20 protein-coding genes are annotated in these 19,720 nt (G+C 62.6%); 4 read left to right on the top strand and 16 right to left on the bottom strand.

Annotated elements, in window-relative coordinates; all coding sequences use genetic code 11:
* The first annotated feature begins 120 nt into the window (after positions 1-120).
* Positions 121-621 carry a methylated-DNA--[protein]-cysteine S-methyltransferase gene (locus tag H4V99_RS06050; protein ID WP_280676437.1) on the top strand — a complete coding sequence of 167 codons (501 nt, stop codon included), beginning with the start codon at positions 121-123 and terminating at the stop codon, positions 619-621.
* Positions 618-1,214 carry a DNA-3-methyladenine glycosylase I gene (locus H4V99_RS06045; RefSeq protein WP_280676435.1) on the top strand — a complete coding sequence of 199 codons (597 nt, stop codon included), beginning with the start codon at positions 618-620 and terminating at the stop codon, positions 1,212-1,214. Before H4V99_RS06050 ends, H4V99_RS06045 begins: the two co-directional genes overlap by 4 nt.
* 7 nt (positions 1,215-1,221) lie before the next feature.
* On the opposite strand, the gene H4V99_RS06040 is transcribed toward H4V99_RS06045, so the two are convergent.
* The 14 genes from H4V99_RS06040 to prmC all read right to left on the bottom strand — a co-directional run bounded on the left by H4V99_RS06040 (position 1,222) and on the right by prmC (position 13,565).
* A complete protein-coding gene (locus H4V99_RS06040) occupies positions 1,222-2,211 on the bottom strand; it encodes a malate dehydrogenase (RefSeq protein ID WP_280676433.1) in 990 nt (329 codons plus the stop codon).
* Between the two features lie 49 nt (positions 2,212-2,260).
* Positions 2,261-3,043 carry a peroxide stress protein YaaA gene (locus tag H4V99_RS06035; RefSeq protein WP_280676431.1) on the bottom strand — a complete coding sequence of 261 codons (783 nt, stop codon included), beginning with the start codon at positions 3,041-3,043 and terminating at the stop codon, positions 2,261-2,263.
* Between the two features lie 25 nt (positions 3,044-3,068).
* Entirely contained in the window at positions 3,069-3,332 is a 264-nt protein-coding gene (locus tag H4V99_RS06030) for a F0F1 ATP synthase subunit epsilon (protein WP_280676399.1), read from the bottom strand.
* 2 nt (positions 3,333-3,334) lie between these two features.
* Positions 3,335-4,798 (bottom strand): F0F1 ATP synthase subunit beta, encoded by a 1,464-nt coding sequence (gene atpD / locus H4V99_RS06025; RefSeq protein WP_280676397.1) that lies wholly within the window; start codon positions 4,796-4,798, stop codon positions 3,335-3,337.
* 17 nt (positions 4,799-4,815) lie between these two features.
* Positions 4,816-5,721 carry a F0F1 ATP synthase subunit gamma gene (locus H4V99_RS06020; protein WP_280676395.1) on the bottom strand — a complete coding sequence of 302 codons (906 nt, stop codon included), beginning with the start codon at positions 5,719-5,721 and terminating at the stop codon, positions 4,816-4,818.
* Positions 5,722-5,769: 48 nt separating this feature from the next.
* Positions 5,770-7,407 carry a F0F1 ATP synthase subunit alpha gene (gene atpA / locus H4V99_RS06015; protein ID WP_280679976.1) on the bottom strand — a complete coding sequence of 546 codons (1,638 nt, stop codon included), beginning with the start codon at positions 7,405-7,407 and terminating at the stop codon, positions 5,770-5,772.
* A gap of 84 nt (positions 7,408-7,491) precedes the next feature.
* Positions 7,492-8,289 carry a F0F1 ATP synthase subunit delta gene (locus H4V99_RS06010; protein WP_280676393.1) on the bottom strand — a complete coding sequence of 266 codons (798 nt, stop codon included), beginning with the start codon at positions 8,287-8,289 and terminating at the stop codon, positions 7,492-7,494.
* Between the two features lie 3 nt (positions 8,290-8,292).
* Positions 8,293-8,859 carry a F0F1 ATP synthase subunit B gene (locus H4V99_RS06005; protein WP_280676392.1) on the bottom strand — a complete coding sequence of 189 codons (567 nt, stop codon included), beginning with the start codon at positions 8,857-8,859 and terminating at the stop codon, positions 8,293-8,295.
* A gap of 30 nt (positions 8,860-8,889) precedes the next feature.
* Positions 8,890-9,123: an ATP synthase F0 subunit C gene (gene atpE / locus H4V99_RS06000; RefSeq protein WP_035837596.1), complete on the bottom strand. Its 234-nt coding sequence runs from the start codon at positions 9,121-9,123 to the stop codon at positions 8,890-8,892.
* A 49-nt stretch (positions 9,124-9,172) separates the two neighbouring features.
* The gene (atpB, locus tag H4V99_RS05995; RefSeq protein ID WP_348522375.1) at positions 9,173-9,976 is read right to left on the bottom strand and encodes a F0F1 ATP synthase subunit A; all 804 of its coding nucleotides are present in this window, start codon (positions 9,974-9,976) and stop codon (positions 9,173-9,175) included.
* 168 nt (positions 9,977-10,144) lie between these two features.
* Positions 10,145-10,627, bottom strand: coding sequence for a hypothetical protein (locus tag H4V99_RS05990; protein WP_280676389.1), 483 nt, complete (start codon positions 10,625-10,627; stop codon positions 10,145-10,147).
* Positions 10,624-11,859, bottom strand: a complete 1,236-nt coding sequence (locus tag H4V99_RS05985; RefSeq protein ID WP_280676386.1) for an MraY family glycosyltransferase — start codon at positions 11,857-11,859, stop codon at positions 10,624-10,626. Before H4V99_RS05985 ends, H4V99_RS05990 begins: the two co-directional genes overlap by 4 nt.
* Before the next feature lie 3 nt (positions 11,860-11,862).
* Positions 11,863-12,648 (bottom strand): L-threonylcarbamoyladenylate synthase, encoded by a 786-nt coding sequence (locus H4V99_RS05980; protein ID WP_280676385.1) that lies wholly within the window; start codon positions 12,646-12,648, stop codon positions 11,863-11,865.
* A 50-nt stretch (positions 12,649-12,698) separates the two neighbouring features.
* Entirely contained in the window at positions 12,699-13,565 is an 867-nt protein-coding gene (prmC, locus tag H4V99_RS05975) for a peptide chain release factor N(5)-glutamine methyltransferase (RefSeq protein ID WP_280679972.1), read from the bottom strand.
* A gap of 129 nt (positions 13,566-13,694) precedes the next feature.
* On the opposite strand from prmC, the gene cysK reads away from it, so the two are divergent.
* Both cysK and epsC read left to right on the top strand, forming a co-directional pair.
* Entirely contained in the window at positions 13,695-14,633 is a 939-nt protein-coding gene (gene cysK / locus H4V99_RS05970; RefSeq protein ID WP_280676384.1) for a cysteine synthase A, read from the top strand.
* A gap of 21 nt (positions 14,634-14,654) precedes the next feature.
* Complete coding sequence (epsC, locus tag H4V99_RS05965; protein ID WP_280676383.1) at positions 14,655-15,245, top strand: serine O-acetyltransferase EpsC; 591 nt, start codon at positions 14,655-14,657, stop codon at positions 15,243-15,245.
* Between the two features lie 785 nt (positions 15,246-16,030).
* Here the strand turns inward: epsC and prfA are convergent.
* Together prfA and rho are read right to left on the bottom strand one after the other, a co-directional pair.
* Positions 16,031-17,110, bottom strand: coding sequence for a peptide chain release factor 1 (gene prfA / locus H4V99_RS05960; protein WP_280676382.1), 1,080 nt, complete (start codon positions 17,108-17,110; stop codon positions 16,031-16,033).
* Entirely contained in the window at positions 17,110-19,566 is a 2,457-nt protein-coding gene (rho, locus tag H4V99_RS05955; protein WP_280676381.1) for a transcription termination factor Rho, read from the bottom strand. Before rho ends, prfA begins: the two co-directional genes overlap by 1 nt.
* Positions 19,567-19,720: the final 154 nt, after the last annotated feature.

Raw genomic sequence — 19,720 nt, 5'->3', positions numbered from 1 at the left:
CAACACTAGGTCGAGCGGATGGCGTCTGCACAGGTCCTCCACAGAATCGGAGCGCCCCACGTTGTCCCCCGAATCCACCTGCCACCGACCGCTGGCACGGGTGACGGCTACAGTGAAAATATGACCACTTCCGCTCCCTCGCTGATCCGCCTGACCAGCCCCATCGGTCGGGTGGAAATGACCGCGGATGCCACCGGCATCCTCTCGCTCTCCGTGGAGCGCAATGGCGCGCTGCCCCGTGATGGCTCTCCGGAATCCCCCTCCCCCGTGCTCCGCAAGGCCGCCACTCAGCTCAGCGAATACTTCGCCGGTACGCGCACCGCCTTCACTGTTCCGGTGAACCTCACCCACGGCACCGTCTTCCAGCAGAGCGTCTGGAAGGGCCTGCAAAACCTCCCCTACGGCGAGGTCATCTCCTACGGCGATCTGGGTGCCGCCATCGGACGCCCGGGGGCCGGCCGCGCCATCGGCGGGGCGGTGGGGGCCAACCCCGTGCCCATCATCGTGCCGTGCCACCGCGTTCTAGCCTCCACGGGTCGCATCACCGGGTACAGCGTTGGTGCCGGCATCCCCACCAAAGCCTGGCTCTTGAACCTCGAGGGTAGTGAGCACACGGAATGAGCGACGAGGCGCAACTCCCGGGCCCGTACGTCGTGCGCGGTGACGACGGTGTCTCCCGTTGCGGTTGGGTAGGGACCGACCCGGATTACATCAGCTACCACGACGAAGAGTGGGGGCGTGCACTCCATGATGACCAGAGACTCTTCGAGAAGGTGTGCCTGGAAGGTTTTCAGGCCGGGCTCTCCTGGATCACCATTCTTCGGCGTCGCACGGTCTTTCGTGAGGTCTTTCATGACTTTGACGTGGATCGGGTGGCCGACATGACCGCCAACGACGTGGACCGCCTGGTAGGAGACGCCCGCATTATTCGCCACCGGGGCAAGATCGAGGCCACCATCAGTAACGCACGCGTCACCCGGGAGCTGGGCGAGAGCCTCGGGGACCTCATCTGGAGCTTCGCTCCCGTGATCGCTCGGCCGCTGCCCGTGCGTACCTACGCGGACATTCCCGCGATTACCGCGCAGTCCACGGCGCTCAGCACAGAATTGCGGCGCCGCAGCTACACGTTTGTGGGCCCAACCACGATGTACGCCCTCATGCAGTCCGCCGGGCTCGTCGATGACCATCTCGTGGGCTGCCACCTTGCGCCCTGAGTCTGAACTACGAGGGCAGCAGGCCCAGTGCACGAACGGCTTCGCGTTCCTCCACGAGTTCAGCGACGGAGGCATCGATGCGTGGGCGAGAGAACGCTGAGATCTCGAGATCCGGAACAATAGTCCACTGTCCATCGACTGACCGCACGGGGAACGAGCTCACGAGGCCAGCCGGCACTCCGTACGATCCGTCTGAGACAACGGCGGCACTCGTCCACGCGTCCCCGGTGCCCGTTACCCAGTCGGAAACGTGGTCAAGGGCGGCGTTGGCCGCTGATGCCACGGAGGAGCCGCCACGCACGCGAATGATCTCCGATCCACGGTTCGCCACCCGCGGAATGAACTCCTCCGCCAGCCAGGCCTCGGTGACAACATCCATCACAGCCCGACCATCGACGGTGGCGTGAAAGAGGTCGGGGTATTGGCTGGACGAATGGTTACCCCAAATGCTGAGGCCGGCAATCGACGACACCGGTACGTTCAGGTGCCCGGCAAGCTGGGCGACACCGCGGTTGTGATCGAGCCTCGTCATCGCGGTGAAGCGCGCCGCCGGCACGTCGGGAGCGTGTGCCGACGCAATGAGGGCGTTCGTATTGGCGGGGTTGCCCACCACGAGCACGCGCACGTCATCGGCAGCACCCGCATTGATTGCCGCGCCCTGCGGACCAAAAATGCGTCCGTTGGCCTCCAGCAGGTCTGCACGTTCCATGCCGGGCCCGCGCGGGCGAGAGCCCACCAGCAGGGCCACGTTGGCTCCATCGAAGGCCCGTGTGGCATCATCCGTTACGTCAACGGTGCCAAGCAGGGGAAAAGCACCGTCCTGCAGCTCCAGCGCCGCACCCTCGGCGGCGTTCAGGCCCTGCGGAATCTCGAGCAGTCGGAGGTTGATGGGCACGTCGGCACCGAGCAGTTGGCCTGATGCAATGCGGAAGAGCATCGCGTAACCAATCTGTCCGCCGGCGCCGGTCACGGTCACGTTTCTGGCAGCTGTGGGCATGCTCAACACCCTAGCTACTTTCACGGCACGGCGGGCGAACCGTCTCGGCTCACGGCCAGAAGATGGTGAAGTCGGGTGCCGGCCCGCTGGCATCAACCACCAGTTCCAGTTCTCCCGGCGCTCCCGGTCGCAGAATGATGTGAGCGGATGCCGCCCAGTCGATCAGCTCCTGCGTCGACTGAAAATTCACGCCGCTCTGCATCAGGGCGCGCACAAATTCACCCTTGGACTTTTTGTTAAAGTGGTTGAGGGCGCGGGTTCCGCCGTTCACATCGGTCACCACCCGCAAGAACACGGACTCGGCACGCGTCGGTGCTGCGCCCAGAGCCACATAGGCCTCGGAACGAAGATCAAGCACCAAGCCCGACTCGTCCCGGAGGACTGTCGCCACGGGCAGGGACCAGTGCCGTTTCAGAACCAGGTCCGGAAGGCGGGAGTCGTGGGAGATGCGATAGGCCGGGATGGCGTCCAGGGCACCAATGGGCCCAAAAAGCGCGGAGTGCACGGCCACGTGGGATGCGGCGAAAGCACGTTCCTGCCCGGTGAGGGACGAGGCGTCGAGAGCGTCGTACAGCACGCCGGTGTAGCGATCCACTGCCGGGAGGGTAACCGAGGTGAGGAGAGAGCGGTTGCGCTCAATCTCCGCTGACTGTGTGCGGCCCAGTTTGAGTGCCACCATGGCGGCATCCGAATTCTGTGACAGGCGCACGAGGGCACGCGCCAGTGAGCGCCGCGCAGTCGTGAGTCCGGGAAACGCCAGGGATGACCAGTCCAGGGGTACAGCTTCGCCGCCGGAGCGTTTCGTCTCCGACGGCGGAAGCAGTACTAACATTCGGTCCTTCGATGAAGCTAGTGCACTAAACGAGTGCCGCCTCGCGGGCGACGATGGTGACAATGTCGTTGTCGACAGACAGGAATCCGTCGGCAGCTTCGGCCACAATCTTCGACCCGTCAGCCAGGGTGAGGCGAACCTCACCCGCGGCCAGAATGGCCAACATCGGCTCGTGGCCGGCCAGAATACCGATCTGACCTTCCACGGTGCGCGCTACGACCATGGTCGCCTCGCCGGTCCAGACCTGCTGGTCCGCCGAGACAACGCTGACGCTCAGCGGTGCTGCCATCGTTAGCCGTTCTCCTTCTGAATCTGAGCCCACTTCTCTTCGACGTCGTTGATGCCACCGACGTTGAAGAAGGCCTGCTCGGCCACGTGGTCGAAGTCACCGTTGGCAATGGCCGTGAATGATTCGATGGTGTCCTTGAGCGGAACCGTGGAACCCTCAACACCCGTGAACTTCTTGGCCATGTACGTGTTCTGGCTCAGGAACTGCTGGATGCGACGGGCACGGGAAACCGTGACCTTGTCTTCTTCAGAGAGCTCGTCAACACCGAGGATCGCGATGATCTCCTGGAGTTCCTTGTTCTTCTGCAGAATGGCCTTGACGCGAACGGCCGTGTTGTAGTGATCGGCACCTAAGTAGCGGGGGTCGAGAATACGGCTGGTCGAGGTGAGCGGGTCGACGGCCGGGTACAGGCCCTTCGACGCGATTTCACGTGACAGTTCGGTTGTGGCGTCGAGGTGGGCGAAGGTGGTCGCCGGTGCCGGGTCGGTGTAGTCGTCAGCAGGGACGTAAATCGCCTGGAGGGACGTGATCGAGTGGCCACGGGTCGACGTGATGCGCTCCTGGAGGATACCCATCTCGTCGGCGAGGTTCGGCTGGTAACCCACGGCGGACGGCATACGGCCGAGCAGCGTGGAAACCTCGGAACCGGCCTGCGTGAAGCGGAAGATGTTGTCAATGAAGAGCAACACGTCCTGCTTCTCAACGTCGCGGAAGTACTCAGCCATGGTGAGGGCGCTGAGGGCCACGCGAAGACGCGTTCCCGGCGGCTCATCCATCTGGCCGAAGACGAGGGCAGTCTTATCGAAGACCCCGGCTTCTTCCATCTCGGCGATGAGGTCGTTACCCTCACGGGTGCGCTCACCGACTCCGGCGAACACCGATACTCCACCGTGGTCCTGCGCAACACGCTGGATCATTTCCTGGATCAGAACGGTCTTGCCCACGCCGGCTCCACCGAAGAGGCCGATCTTTCCACCGAGAACATACGGCGTCAGAAGGTCGATGACCTTGATACCGGTCTCGAACAGCTGAGTCTTGGACTCAAGCTGGTCGAAGGGCGGCGGCTTGCGGTGGATGGGCCAGCGCTCCGTGATTTCAATCTTTTCGCCGGGAGCGGCGTTCAGCACATCTCCGATGACGTTGAAGACCTTGCCCTTGGTGACGTTTCCGACCGGAACCGTGATGGGGCTGCCGGTGTCCCGAACTTCCTGGCCGCGAACGAGTCCGTCGGTGGGGTTCAGGGCGATGGCGCGAATGAGGTCGTCACCGAGGTGCAGTGCAACCTCGAGGGTGATCTCGGTCGACACTCCACCAACGGTGATGGTGGTCTTCAGGGCGTTGTACATGCCGGGGATCGAGTCATGCGGGAACTCGATGTCGACAACGGGGCCGGTAACGCGGGCGATACGGCCAACAGAGCCGGCCGTATCCTCCGCGCCGACTGGCGCGGTTGCGGTGTCAGTCATTGCTCTCTCTTCTCTGGTTACTTCTTGGCGGATGAGAGCGCATCGGCTCCACCCACGATCTCGGAAATCTGCTGGGTGATCTCGGACTGACGCGCGTTGTTCGACAACCGCGTGTAGTCCGTGATGAGCTTGTCAGCGTTGTCGCTGGCCGACTTCATGGCCTTCTGACGGCTGGCGTGCTCGGACGCTGCGGACTGCAACATGGCGTTGAACAGGCGGCTCTCGATGTACACCGGGAGCAGACTGTCCAGTACCGTTTCGACGTCCGGTTCGAACTCGTACAGCGGCAAAACCTTGTTGTCACCGGCTGGCTCAGCTACACCCTCAACAACCTCGAGGGGAAGCAGGCGAACCACCTCGGGAACCTGGGTGACCATGCTCACAAAGCGGTTGTACACAATGTGAATCTCGTCGACGCCACCATCGGTGTAATCCCGAAGGAAGGTCTCGAGCAGGGCCTCACCAATTTCCTTGGCGGTGTCGAACTGAGGCTGATCTGTTCCGCCGGTCCATACCCGCTCTGACGCCCGGTTACGGAACGCGAAGTAGGCGATCGACTTACGACCGATGAGGAAGTAAACGACGTCCTTGCCCTGAGTGCGAAGCAGTTCGCTCAGCGCCTCGGCCTCACGCAGTACCTGAGAGCTGAATGCTCCGGCCAGACCGCGATCGGAAGCAAAGATGACGACAGCAGCGCGCTGAATGACCTCTGGTTCGGTGGTGAGGACGTGCTCAACGTTCGAGTACGTAGCCACCGCGGATACGGCGCGGGTGACCGCCCGCGAATACGGGGTTGACGCAGCGACCCGCGCCTGCGCCTTTTGAATGCGCGAGGCGGAGATCAGCTCCATGGCCCGAGTGATCTTCTTAGTCGTCTGGGCAGACTTGATTTTCTGCCGGTAGACGCGAAGTTGCGCTCCCATGTATCTCCTGGTTTCCTTGTCTGTCAGTGATTGATCGGGCGACGGCGCTTAGCGGCGGTGCTTGACGATCTTTTCCTGGGTGACTTCTTCGACGGCAATGGCCTCGAACTTTTCGTTGCCCACGGAAGCAAGAGTCTTGCCGTCGCCGGTCTGGAACTCGAGCTTGAACTTATCGATTTCCTTCGTCATGGCCGCGACGGTGTCATCGGTCAGAACGTTGGTCTCGCGCAGCGTCGACAACACGGTGGTGTTGCGCGTCAGGTAGTCGAGAAGTTCACGCTCGAAGCGCAGCACGTCAGAAACCGGAACCTCGTCGAGCTTGCCGTTGATGCCGGCCCAGATTGACACAACCTGGTCCTCAACGGGGTACGGCGAGTACTGGGGCTGACGAAGAAGCTCCGTGAGGCGTGCGCCACGAGCAAGCTGGCGACGGCTGGCGGCGTCGAGGTCGGATGCGAACATCGCGAAGGCCTCAAGCGAACGGTACTGGGCGAGCTCAAGCTTGAGCGTTCCCGATACCTTCTTGATCGACTTGACCTGAGCGTCTCCACCGACCCGCGACACCGAAATTCCCACGTCAACAGCGGGACGCTGGTTGGCGTTGAAGAGGTCGGACTGCAGGAAGATCTGGCCGTCGGTGATCGAGATCACGTTGGTCGGGATATACGCTGCAACGTCGTTGGCCTTGGTCTCGATGATCGGGAGACCGGTCATTGATCCGGCACCGAGGGCATCCGACAGCTTGGCACAACGCTCGAGCAGGCGAGAGTGGAGGTAGAACACATCTCCGGGGTACGCCTCGCGTCCCGGCGGACGACGCAGGAGCAGCGATACCGCACGGTAGGCCTCGGCCTGCTTGGACAGGTCATCGAAGACGATGAGAACGTGCTTGCCGGCGTACATCCAGTGCTGGCCGATGGCCGAACCGGTGTACGGCGCGAGGTACTTGAAGCCGGCCGGGTCAGAGGCGGGTGCGGCGACGATGGTGGTGTACTCCATCGCTCCGGCATCCTCCAGGGCACCCTTCACCGAAGCGATGGTGGAGCCCTTCTGGCCGATGGCGACGTAGATGCAGCGAACCTGCTTCGTCGTGTCGCCGGACTCCCAGTTGGCCTTCTGGTTGATGATGGTGTCGATCGCAATTGCGGTCTTACCCGTCTGGCGGTCACCAATGATGAGCTGACGCTGACCACGGCCGATCGGGATCATGGCGTCAATGGCCTTGATTCCGGTCTGCATGGGCTCGTGGACGCTCTTGCGGTCCATGACGCCGGGAGCCTGCAGCTCGAGGGCACGACGGCCTTCGGTCGCAATCTCGCCGAGACCGTCGATGGGGGCGCCGAGCGGGTCGACGACGCGACCCAGGTAGCCGTCTCCGACGGGAACGGAGAGTACCTCGCCGGTGCGGTGTACTTCCATGCCCTCAACGATTCCGGCGAACTCGCCGAGTACGACGACACCGATCTCGTCTTCGTCAAGGTTCTGGGCGAGGCCCAGAGTGCCGTCGGCGAATTTGATGAGCTCGTTGGCCATCACGCCGGGCAGTCCCTCTACGTGGGCGATTCCATCGCCTGCGGTGGTGACGTAGCCGACCTCGGTGGTGGAGGTCTTGTTCGGCTCGTAGGACTTGACGAAGTCCTGGAGAGCGTCGCGGATCTCATCGGGGCTGATCGTTAGTTCTGCCATCATCTTCCCTTTTCTGTACGGGTTGTACAGGTGTTTGCTGTTGTGAAACGCTGCCGTCTCGAGGTTTGTAGTGCGCTGCTCGTGTTAGCGAGCGAGCTGAAGTCTCAGGTCTGCGAGGCGGGTTGCGATGCTGCCGTCAATGACGTCATCACCGATCTGAATGCGCACGCCGCCAAGAACCGCCGGGTCAATGACCAGGTTGATGCTGAGCTTGCGTCCGTACCGCTCGGACAGGCTCGTGGTGAGTCGGTCGAGTTGTGCCGGAGCCAGGGCTCCGGCAGACGTGATGGTGGCGATCGACGTTCCCGCCTGATCCGCGACAACCGCGGCTGCATGCCGAAGCAGCTCGCCGATTCGGCGACCGCGAGGCTGCTGAACGAGGTGCCGCACAATGGCAAGAGTCTGACCAGACACCTTGTCGGCCAGAAGTTTCTCCACCAGTCCCGCTTTCGCGGAGGGGCGACCCAGCTTGCTGGCCAGAGCCAGTTCAAGCTCGGCGTCCGAGGACACCGCGGTCCCGAAGGAGAAGAGTTCCGCTCCAATAGACACCTCGACCGGGGCGGAGAGCGCAGTGGCTCGCAGACCCAGATCTTCGATGCCCGCGAGCAGATCTCCGTGGTTGGACCAACGTTCGGCCACAACGGAACCCAGAAGTTCGAGAGCCTGGGGTGTCACGGTGTTGCCGAAGACCGCTGTGACCAACGTGACCTTTGCCGCAGCGGATGCCGCGGGGTCAGCTAGAGCGGACAGCAGTTGCGACGAGGCACCGACGACACGACCGGCACTGAACAGGCTCTCACCCGTCGCCAGATCAATCGTTGCTCCCGAGCCGGACAAAGCCGATCTCGATGATGCCAGTGCTTCTCTGGTGGCGCTTCCCATTGACTACTTCTTCCCTGCCGACTCGTTCTCCGCGGCTTCGAGTTCAGCCAGGAAGCGGTCGACGATGGCGCTCGCCTTGGCGTCGTCGGTCAGGCTCTCGCCAATAACACCGGATGCCAGGTCGATCGCCAGCGTGCCCACTTCACTACGAAGTGACACAACGGCTGCCTGACGCTCGGCGTCGATCTGAGCTTTGGCGCTGGCGGTGACGCGAGCTGCCTCGGACACGGCCTGCTCCTTGTGCTCAGCAACAATGCGCTGGCCATCGGTACGGGCCTGGTCACGAATCTGTCCTGCCTCGGCACGCGCGTCAGCGAGTTGAGCCGTGTACTGCTCGAGAGCAGCTTCGGCCTTGCGCTGGGCGTCGTCAGCCTTGGCGATGTTGCCTTCGATGGCCTCTGCACGATTGTCAAGAAGCGTCTGCATCTTCGGAAGAACAAGCTTCCAGAAGAAGAACAAAATCACGACAAAGCAGACAGCCGACCAAATGATGTCGTATACAGCCGGGATGAGCGGGTTCGGCGCTTCCTCACCCGCGGCGGCGGCGGCTGCAATTACTGCGTGAAGCATCATGCCTCCTAACTGAGTAGTAAAGAGGGACTAAACGAAGATGAAGTAGGTGGCGATACCGATGAAGGCAAGCGCCTCGGTGAAGGCGATACCGATGTACATCAGAACCTGAAGACGACCGGCCAGCTCAGGCTGACGTGCAACGCCTTCAATGGTCTTGCCGACGACGATACCCACGCCGATTGCCGGGCCGATGGCTGCAAGGCCATAACCGACAGTCGCGATGTTGCCGTTGATTTCCGCGAGAACGGTTGTTGCGTCCACGTGTGTTTCCTTCCGTAGGGGTGAATGCGGCGAGTGCCGAATTCGATGTCTAGTGTTCCTCAGCCAGCGCGAGCTGGATGTAGACGGCGGTAAGCAGGGCGAAAATGTAAGCCTGAAGGACCGCGATCAGAACCTCAAAGAGGGTGAAGGCGAATCCGAAGACGAGGGTTCCTGCTCCGAAAAGCTTGAATCCTCCGTCGGTGGAGAAGAAGAAGAACTGTGTTGCGCTGAAGAACAGCACCAACAGCAGATGGCCGACGATCATGTTCATCATGAGTCGAAGCGTCAGGGTAACCGGACGAATCAGGAACGTCGAGATGAACTCGATGGGCGTCACGATGATGTAGAGAGCCGGCGGCACTCCGGGGGGGAACAGCGAGTTTCGGAAGAACTTAGCCGGACTTTTCTTCACTCCGGCATAAATAAAGGTTCCGTAGGAGATGACTCCGAGAAGAAGTGGCACTCCAATAACCGAGGTTCCGGCGATATTGAGGAACGGGATGATTCCCGTGATGTTCATGAACAGGACCATAAAGAAAATGGTCGTGAGCAGCGGCAGGAAACGCTTGCCGTCTTTTTTTCCGAGGAGATCTTCCGCGATGTTGACACGCACGAAGTCGAGACCCATTTCGGCCAGACTTTGCATACGGGTCGGGATGATCTTCATATTGCGGGTACCGAGCCAGAACAACAGCACCAGAACCGCAACCGCAAGAAAGCGGATGAGGATGATGCGGTTGATCTCAAACGGGGTGTCCGCGAAGAAGATCACATCAGGGAAGAACTCATTGATGGTTGGACCATTGAAGCCACCGTCGTCAGTTGCAGACGGGACCAGCAGGTTTACGGCGATTTTTAGCAGCGCTTTCTCCTGTTTCGGGGCGGTGAGCTCTGCTCGCGCATCGACGAATGTGGGACAGGTTTACGACGCTGTAGAAGAGCTGCAAACCAGGGGGGATCACATGTACTGTACCGGAAATACGGCCCTAGACCGAATCGACACTCGGTGTGACCCTTAGTGTCAGCCGTCGGTGGGCGCTGGCGGCAGCGTGACATCACTGACGTAGCTCATCCGGCTCTTCATCACGACCACGGCATCAACCACGAGTGATCCGATCACTCCGGCGATGATGCTGAGGAAGAGGACGATGGGTGAGATCCACGGCTGGTCGCGGAGGAGCACCATGAGCACCAGGAAAACCACAAATTTGAGCAGCCAGCCGCCCATGACTATTCCAAAGAAAGCACCGATTGCCGACTCCCGCCCGGCGAAGCGGTTCGCGAGCAGAATGCTCACCGCCGTGATGCCCATGAACACCACGGCCATGGCGGTCCCGATCAGGGCACTGACAACGCCCACGGAACCCTGAAAGATGCCGCCCAGAACGGCGCCGATCACGGCAATGCCCAGTGCCAGGAATCCGCCATAAACGAGAATGCGCCGCAGGATCGGGATGGACGTGGGCTGGGTCGGGGCGGCCTGGGGCAGGGTGGGGCGTGTCATGCGGTCTCCTCGGCAGGCTGAACAGCCTGCGCGGCCTCATCAAGAGGGTCGAGTTGGGCGGTTTCTTCGGTATGCGGGGAATCGCTCGGCGACAGCTGGCTGGTCCTCTCGTCGGCCTTGCGTCGACTCAGCGGGGCAAGGGTCACGAGGGTACAGGTCACGAGCGCCACGACGAGGAAGATCGTGGCGTACCAGGTGGGAAGACCGAGGTACACGGGCAGTACGAAATACAGGAGGCACCCGACGGATGCGGCGGCAGTCCACCCGTAGAAGATGAGCACGGCATGGAGATGGGAGTGCCCCATGTCCAGCAGCCGGTGGTGGAGGTGTTTCCGGTCGGCACTGAACGGTGACTTACCCGCCCGCACGCGACGGAACACCGCTAGCCCGAAGTCGAGCAGCGGGATGATGAGAATCGCGACGGGGAGCAGAATTGGAATGAACGCGGGGAACAGCTGCGACCGGTTGACCGCGGTGGGGTCTACCTGGCCGGTGATGGCAATGGCCGAGGTGGCCATGAGCAGTCCCACCAGGAGAGCGCCGGCATCCCCCATGAACATCTTCGCGGGGTGCCAGTTGAGCGGCAAGAAGCCCACGCACGCCCCCACGAGGATGGCGGCGATCAGAGAGGCGAGGTTGAAGTAGTTGGTGGGAGACGTGTCCCGCACCAACAGGTAGCTGTACACGAAGAACACTCCGTTGGCGATGAGTGCGACGCCGGTGACGAGGCCGTCCAGTCCATCGATGAAATTGATCATGTTCATGACCACCACGATGGCGACAACGGTGAACACAATCGACATCCAGCCGGACCCCACCGTGAGGCCACCGATGGGGAGCGAGTAGATCTGCACGCCCTGCCAGGCTACGAGGCCGGCTGCGATGAACTGACCGGCGAGCTTGGTCATCCAGTCCAGGTCCCACACGTCGTCGGCGACACCCACGAGCACAATCAGCAGGGCGGCGCCCAGAATGGCCAGAATCTGCTGCGGGTCGGCGAACACGAGTTGTAACGGCGCAAACTGTGACGACGCCAGATACGCCACGCCGAAGGCCACGAGAATGCCGAAGAACATGGCAATCCCGCCGAGTCGCGGGGTGGGGCGGGTGTGCACATCTCGATCCCGGATCTTGGGGTAAAGCTGATACCGATGGCTCACCTTGTAGACCACGATCGATAACCCGAAGGTCACGAGCGCCGACACCAGGGCGAGCAGAAGAAAGAGAGTCATGGGTCAGTCGCGGCTCGTGGGTTCGGCGGGTGGTTCCGGCATCACGTCGGACACCGGCGCGGCCTCGGGAACAGGTGCAGCTTCGGGAACAGGCGCGGCCTCGGGCTCGAGTGCGTCACCGATAACGGCTTCGATCTGCTCACGGCTCACGACTCCGCGTCGCACGATCACGAGCTTTCCACCGTTGGCCGCAAAACCCGTGGCGTCAATAATCGTGGAGGCCAGACCCACGGATGCCTCGGCATCCGTGCCGTATTCCGCTCCGGCCACTCCCCCATCGAGGTATACCGCTACCCGGTCGCCCAGAGCCTCCTCGGCCCCGGCGGCGTCCATGGCTGCCGGCTGGCCGCTGAGATTAGCCGACGATACGGCCAGCGGACCGGTCTGTTTCAACACATCGAGGGCCACGGCGTTGCTCGGCATGCGCAGTGCCACGGTGCCTTGGGTTTCACCAAGATCCCACACCAGTGATGGCTGGGCGTTGAGGATAACCGTGAGACCGCCGGGCCAGAACTCGGCCACAAGGTCACGGACCGGCTGCGGAATGTCGATGGCGAGGGCATCCATTGTGGTGACCGACGGGATGAGTACGGGCGGCGGGGAGGTACGTCCGCGCCCCTTGGCATCGAGAAGCTTCTGCACGGCACCGGGGCTGAACGCATCTGCTGCGATACCGTAAACAGTGTCGGTGGGGATGACGACGAGGGCGCTGCGGCCGATCGCCGAGAGGGCCATTCTCATGCCGGCGGCGTAATCAGCCTCGACCGAGCAATTATAGATGCGTGTCATTTCGAATAATTGTAGCGGAGGTAGCCTGACGCTCCGGCAAAAGACGCGCGTTAGGCGTTGCGAATGGCGGTGGTGGCGCGGTCCCGTGTTGTGTAGTCGCGGTGCGTTGCCGCTGCGCGCCAGCCATCATCGGTGAGGATGCGGCGGATGTCCGCGCCCTGCAGTTCGCCATGCTCGATCACGAGAACGCCGCCGGCACGCAAGAGACGGAGGGCCGTCTGCGACACCTGACGCACCACATCCAGTCCGTCGGCTCCGCCAAAGAGCGCGTGGGCCGGATCGAACAGGCGCACCTCGGGGTCGCGGGGAATCGCATCCGCTGGGATGTAGGGCGGGTTGGAGATCACAACGGCCACCGTGCCGTTGAGCTCGGTGAAGGCATCCGCTAAGTCGCCGAATGCGAGCGTGGCGTTGGTCGCACCCACCTCGGTGAAATTCCGGCTCGTCCACTCAAACGCCTCTGGCGAGTTTTCGACCGCGTAGACGCGGGCATGCGGAACCTCGGTGGCCATCGAAAGTGCAATAGCGCCGCTTCCGGTGCCGAGGTCGATGGCGATGGGGTCGGGATCGGGCATGGAGCGGAGGGCATCAATGGCGAACTGGGCAACCTGCTCCGTCTCGGGGCGGGGCACGAAAACGCCCGGACCGACCAGCAGGTTGAGGGCACGGAACGGGGCCCGACCGGTGATGTGTTGCAGCGGCTCCCGGAGTGCGCGGCGGTCGGCAAGCTTGAGGATGGCCAGGCAATCCGACTCGGCCAGCGGCGTGCGGAGGATGCTGGCGGCCTGCACCTGCCCGCGGCTCTGTCCCAGCACGTGACCGATCAGGAGGTCCGCGTCGACCTCGGCGTCGGAAATGCCCGCCAGAGAGAGCTGGTCAATGAGCCGATCCCGCAGGGAATCGACGCTCGCGGGAATAGAAGGCTGGTCTGGGTTGCTGGTATCTATTACGCGAAAGGTCACAGTGGAATCTATCGCACTCACCTGAACGCGCCACGGGCCGTAGGCTGATATTGGCCAGTGCCCCCGAGTGAAAGTTGACTCCGAATGACCCAAAGAATCTTCTCCGACATCACGAAGGCCGTCGGTGGTACCCCCCTCGTCAAGCTGAACCGTCTGACGGCTGGCCTTGATGCCACCGTTCTGCTCAAGCTTGAGTTCTACAATCCCTCCAGCAGCGTGAAGGACCGCATCGGCGTCGCCATTATTGACGCTGCCGAAGCAGATGGTTCCCTGCTGCCCGGTGGCACGGTCGTTGAAGCCACCAGCGGTAACACGGGTATCGCGCTGGCCATGGTGGGCGCGGCCCGCGGCTACAAGATCATCCTGGCCATGCCGGAGACCATGAGCAAGGAGCGTCGCGTCATGATGCGCGCCTACGGCGCCGAAATCGTGCTGACCAGTGGCGCAGATGGTATGCGCGGCGCTGTGGAGACCGCGAACTCCATTGTGGCGTCCACACCGGGTGCCATTCTGGCCAACCAGTTCGCCAACCCGGCTAACCCTGCCATTCACCGTGCCACGACCGGCGTAGAGATCTGGGAAGACACCGATGGAGCCGTAGACATTCTCGTTGCGGGTATCGGTACCGGTGGAACGATTAGTGGCACGGGACAGCTGCTCAAGGAAAAGAAGCCGTCCGTGAAGATTGTCGGGGTTGAGCCCGTTGACTCCCCCATCCTCACCGGGGGCAAGCCTGGGCCGCACAAGATTCAGGGCCTGGGCGCGAACTTTGTTCCGCAGACTCTCGATCGCGAAATCTACGACACGATCACCGATGTGACCCTGGCCGATTCCCTGGCGACGGCACGGGCACTCGGCACCGAAGAAGGAATTCTCGGCGGCATCTCCGGTGGAGCGGCCGTCTGGGCGGCTCTCGAGCAGGCCAAGCTCGCCGAAAACGCGGGCAAGACCATCGTCGTCATTGTTCCGGGTTTCGGAGAGCGCTACATCTCCACCGTGCTGTACGAAGACCTGCTCGACTAGTTCGGCCGGAGCATCCCGAGAATGTCGGTACTGGCGCGTGTTCGCGAAGATGTCGCGAACGCGCGCCGACACGACCCCGCATCACGAAGCAACGCCGAGGTTTTTCTGGCTTACAGCGGCGTCCACGCCGTCTGGGCGTATCGACTCACGCACCGGCTCTGGATCGGGCGGTGCTATCTCGCTGCACGTTTGCTCTCCCAATTTGCCCGTTTTCTCACCGGGATCGAGATTCATCCCGGGGCCACCATTGGACGCCGGCTGTTCATCGATCACGGCATGGGTGTCGTCATCGGCGAGACGGCCGTTCTCGGTGATGACGTCATGCTTTATCACGGTGTAACGCTCGGCGGCAAGAGCCGACACGGCATCACACCCGGGGACAAGAGGCATCCCACACTGGGTAACGGTGTCACGGTGGGTGCCGGGGCTCAGGTGCTCGGCGATATTACGGTTGGCGAGGGCAGCACCATCGGTGCGAACTCCGTGGTGACGAAGAGCGCACCGCCGTTTTCCCTGCTCGTGGGTCTTCCCGCCAAGGTTCGACCGGTGAAGTCCTCAACCACCGAGTCTGCTCGAGGCGGCATCTCCTGGCCCGAGGACTACTCGGTCTAGTCCGCGCCCTGTCGCTAGTGTGTCGCTAGTTCAGGAGATCCGGTCGCCGGCATCCGCTCCCCCGCGTGTTTCCGCGGGTCACACCAGCCCCAGCCGGCACATCTCCTGAACTGACGACCACACACCCGGGCAACCCGCACGCTCAGGCACCCAGTCACCCGACCGCCAAAGACTGCACATGCCCGCTGGCTCACCCGTCACGTGCCCGAGTACCCGCATCTGTGTCGCCAGTTCAGGAGATCCGGCTGCCGACATCCGCTCTCCCGCATGTTTCCGCGGGTCACACCAGCCCCAGCCGGCCCATCTCCTGAACTAGCAACCACACACCAGGGCAACCCGCACGCTCAAGCACCCAGTCACCCGACCGCCAAAAACTGCACATGCCCGCTGGCTCACCCGTCACGTGCCCGACTACCCGCACCTGTGTCGCCAGTTCAGGAGATCCGGTCGCCGGCATCCGCTCCCCCGCATGTTTCCGCGGGTCACACCAGCCCCAGCCGGCACATCTCCTGAACTAGCGACCACACCTCACCACACCCCGCCGAGCCACCTCACCACCGGCCCGCGGTCCTGGTGCGCGCGCTCTGTCGCTACTTCAGGAGATCCGGCCGCCGGCATCCGCTCGGCCCCGTGTTTCCGCGGGTCGCAGCAGCCCCAGCCGGCACATCTCCTGAACTAGCGACCACAACCCGCCAAGACGGGTTGCCGGAGACAATGGTGCCAGGCACACGCAGACGGACCCCGGCCGAGGCCGAGGTCCGTGTGCGTGTGTAACGGTTAGGAGGCTACTCCGGGTCACCCAGCTCGGCGAGACGGGTTTCCTCGTCGGCCGTGATGCACGAGTCGATAACCGCGTGCAGGGCACCGTTCATCACGGCGTCCAGGTTGTAGGCCTTGTAGCCCGTGCGGTGATCGGCAATGCGGTTTTCCGGGAAGTTGTACGTGCGGATGCGTTCGGAGCGGTCCATCGTACGAATCTGGCCCTTGCGAACCAGGCTCGCTGCGGCGTCAATCTCCTCCTGCTGGCGAGCAAGAACCCGCGCACGCAGAACACGCATACCCGCTTCCTTGTTCTGCAGCTGGCTCTTCTCGTTCTGCATGGCCACCACGATGCCCGTGGGCAAGTGGGTGATGCGAACGGCAGAGTCGGTGGTGTTGACGGACTGACCACCGGGGCCACTCGACCGGTACACGTCGATCTTGAGATCGTTCGCGCTGATCTCCACCTCTTCGGGCTCGTCGACCTCCGGGAACACGAGAACGCCGGCCGCAGAGGTGTGAATGCGTCCCTGCGACTCGGTTGCGGGCACGCGCTGAACACGGTGCACACCACCCTCGTACTTGAGGTGCGCCCACACGCCATCGGCGGGATCGCTCGATGAACCCTTGATGGCGAGCTGGATGTCTTTTATTCCACCCAGATCACTCGTGGTCTGCTCGATGATCTCGGTTTTCCAGCGGTTGGACTCCGCATAGTGCAGGTACATGCGCAGCAGATCGGCGGCGAACAGCGCAGATTCCGCGCCGCCCTCCCCCATCTTGATCTCCATGATCACGTCGCGAGCATCCAACGGGTCACGCGGAATCAACAGTCGACGCAGCTTTTCGGCTGTGATCTCGAGCTGTTCCGTGAGCTCCGGAATCTCTTCCGCAAATGCCGAGTCTTCCTCCGCGAGTTCGCGAGCGGCATCGAGGTTATCGCTCACTGCCTTCCACTCGTGATACGCAGCGATGATGCGACTGAGCTCGGCGTAACGCCGATTCACCTTCTTGGAACGGGCCGGATTCGCGTGCAGTTCCGGATCCGCCAACTGTGACTGCAGGTCGTCGTGCTCAGCCAACAGTGTGAGAACGGATTCGAACATTAGCGATCCTTGTCCGACCCGCTCAGGGTCGGCATCGACTTCTGCACCTGGGCAAGGAACTCAACGTTCGAGGCCGTCTCCTTGAGGCGACCCAGAATGAGCTCGAGTGCCTGCTGCTGCTCGAGGCCAGCGAGAGCGCGACGCAGCTTCCACGTGACCTTGACCTCATCGGCGCTCATCAGCATCTCTTCGCGGCGGGTACCCGATGCGTTCACATCGACAGCCGGGAAGATGCGCTTGTCGGCCAGCTGACGCGACAGGCGAAGCTCCATGTTGCCGGTGCCCTTGAACTCCTCGAAAATAACCTCGTCCATCTTGGAGCCGGTCTCGACCAGTGCCGAGGCAAGAATGGTGAGCGAGCCACCGTTCTCAATGTTGCGTGCCGCTCCAAAGAAGCGCTTCGGCGGGTAGAGAGCGGATGCGTCGACGCCACCCGAGAGGATGCGTCCCGACGCGGGGGCCACGAGGTTGTACGCACGGCCGAGACGAGTGATCGAGTCGAGCAGCACGACCACGTCGTGACCCAGTTCCACCAGGCGCTTGGCACGCTCAATGGCGAGTTCGGCGACGGTGGTGTGGTCTTCGGCGGGCCGGTCGAAGGTGGAGGCAATGACCTCACCCTTCACGGTGCGCTGCATGTCGGTGACCTCTTCGGGGCGCTCATCCACGAGAACGACCATGAGGTGAACCTCGGGGTTGTTCGTGGCGATGGCGTTCGCGATCTGCTGCATCACGATGGTCTTGCCGGCCTTGGGCGGAGCGACGATCAGGCCACGCTGGCCCTTGCCGATCGGAGCAACGAGGTCGATGATGCGCTGGGTAACCTTGCCGGGCTCGGTTTCGAGGCGGAGGCGCTCCTGCGGATACAGCGGAGTGAGCTTCTGGAACTCAACGCGAGTTGCGGCTTCTTCCACGGTCAGACCGTTGATCGAGTCCACCTTGACGATCGCGTTGTACTTCTGGCGACCGCTCTGGTCACCCTCGTGCGGCTGACGAATGGATCCCACCACGGCGTCACCCTTGCGCAGGTTGTACTTCTTCACCTGACCGAGGGAGACATACACATCGCTCGCACCGGGCAGGTAGCCGGAGGTGCGCACGAAAGCATAGTTGTCGAGCACATCGAGGATGCCGGCGACGGGGATCAGAATGTCGTCGTCGTTAACCTCGGGCTCGAACTCTTCGCCGGTGTTCGGTCCACGGCGCTTGCGGTCGCGGTAACGGTTGCGGTTGCCGCGGCCGTTGATGTCGTCGTCCAGTCCGACACGGTCAGGTCCCTGGTTACGGTCCTGCTGGTTGCGATCGTTCTGGTTACGATCGTTCTGGTTACGATCGTTCTGGTTACGATCGTTCTGGTTACGATCGTTCTGACGCTCAGCCTGCGCCTGGTTACGGTCCTGGTTGCGCTCGTTCTGACGCTCACCCTGAGCCTGGTTACGGTCTTGGTTACGGTCCTGAGCCTGGTTCCGGTCCTGGGCCTGGTTACGACCGCCGGCCTGACGCTGGTTCTGCTGGCGGTTTCCGTCGTCCTGCGTGCGGTCGTTCTGGTTACGGTCGTTCTGGTTACGGTCGTTCTGGTTGCGGTCCTGGGCCTGATTGCGGTCCTGGCCCTGCTGACGCTCCGGCTGCGCATTGCGGTCAGCGGCCTGCCCACGATCTCCACCGCGGCTGCGATTGCGGCTGCGGCCTTGGCGAGGCTGCTCCTGCTCCGCATCGTCCGACTGAACATCAACCTCGGACTCAGCTACCTCGACCGTTGCGGCCTCGGCCACAGCGGGGGTTTCCTCGGGGGTCACGGCGGGGCGCAGCGACGATGCGCGGCGCGGGTTGCGGCGCGATCCCGTGCTGGGTGCGTCACTCGTCACAGCCTCGGAGTTGGCTACAGCCTCGGAGTTTGCGACAGCCTCGACGGTGACGGCGACCACGTCGGCAGCGTCAGCTAGTTCAACGGGAGCAACGCGCACGCCGCGCTTGCGCGTCTGACGTGCCGGCTTCTCGTCGGACCCCGCCGCAGCGGTCGGTGCGGACTGCACGGTGGGCTTGGCTTCCGGAAGAATTATTCCGAGCAGGCCCAGGCTGTCGGCCGGAGAAACGACCGGAGCTCCAGCGGCAGCGCTGGCACGACGCGGTGCCCGCTTGCGCGGTGCGGCGGCTTCGGCCGGGGGAACCTGCTGCGCGACAGCCTCGACAACAGCGTCTGCGGCGGGCGTCTCGACGGGAGCAACAACGACGGGCACGTCGAGGGGGATCTCAAGAGTACTCGTGGTGTTCAGCGAAGCGCCAGCATCGGCGACCTTGGCTTGTTGCGCAACGATTGCGTCCACGAGGTCTCCTTTACGAAGCTTGGATGCGCCCTGGATCCCCAGTCCGCCGGCCAGAGCTTGCAGCTCGGCGACGCGGAGGGTGGTCAGGCGGGAAATTTCCGTACCAGTGGAACGGAGGTTGACATCGGTCACGAAGGGGGTTCCTTTCCCCTGACGCCATACAAAACGAGCCAGGAGAGATGTGTGCAGCGACTGAACGCGCTGCGAGTGAACCAATCCGACAAATGAGGGGGATTGGTATGAACACACACAGCCACGGTCGAACGACGCAATAGCAGTGAGTTAC

Source organism: Cryobacterium sp. CG_9.6, from assembly GCF_029893365.1.
GTDB lineage: Bacteria > Actinomycetota > Actinomycetes > Actinomycetales > Microbacteriaceae > Cryobacterium.
This window is presented reverse-complemented; position numbering and strand designations above follow the sequence as displayed.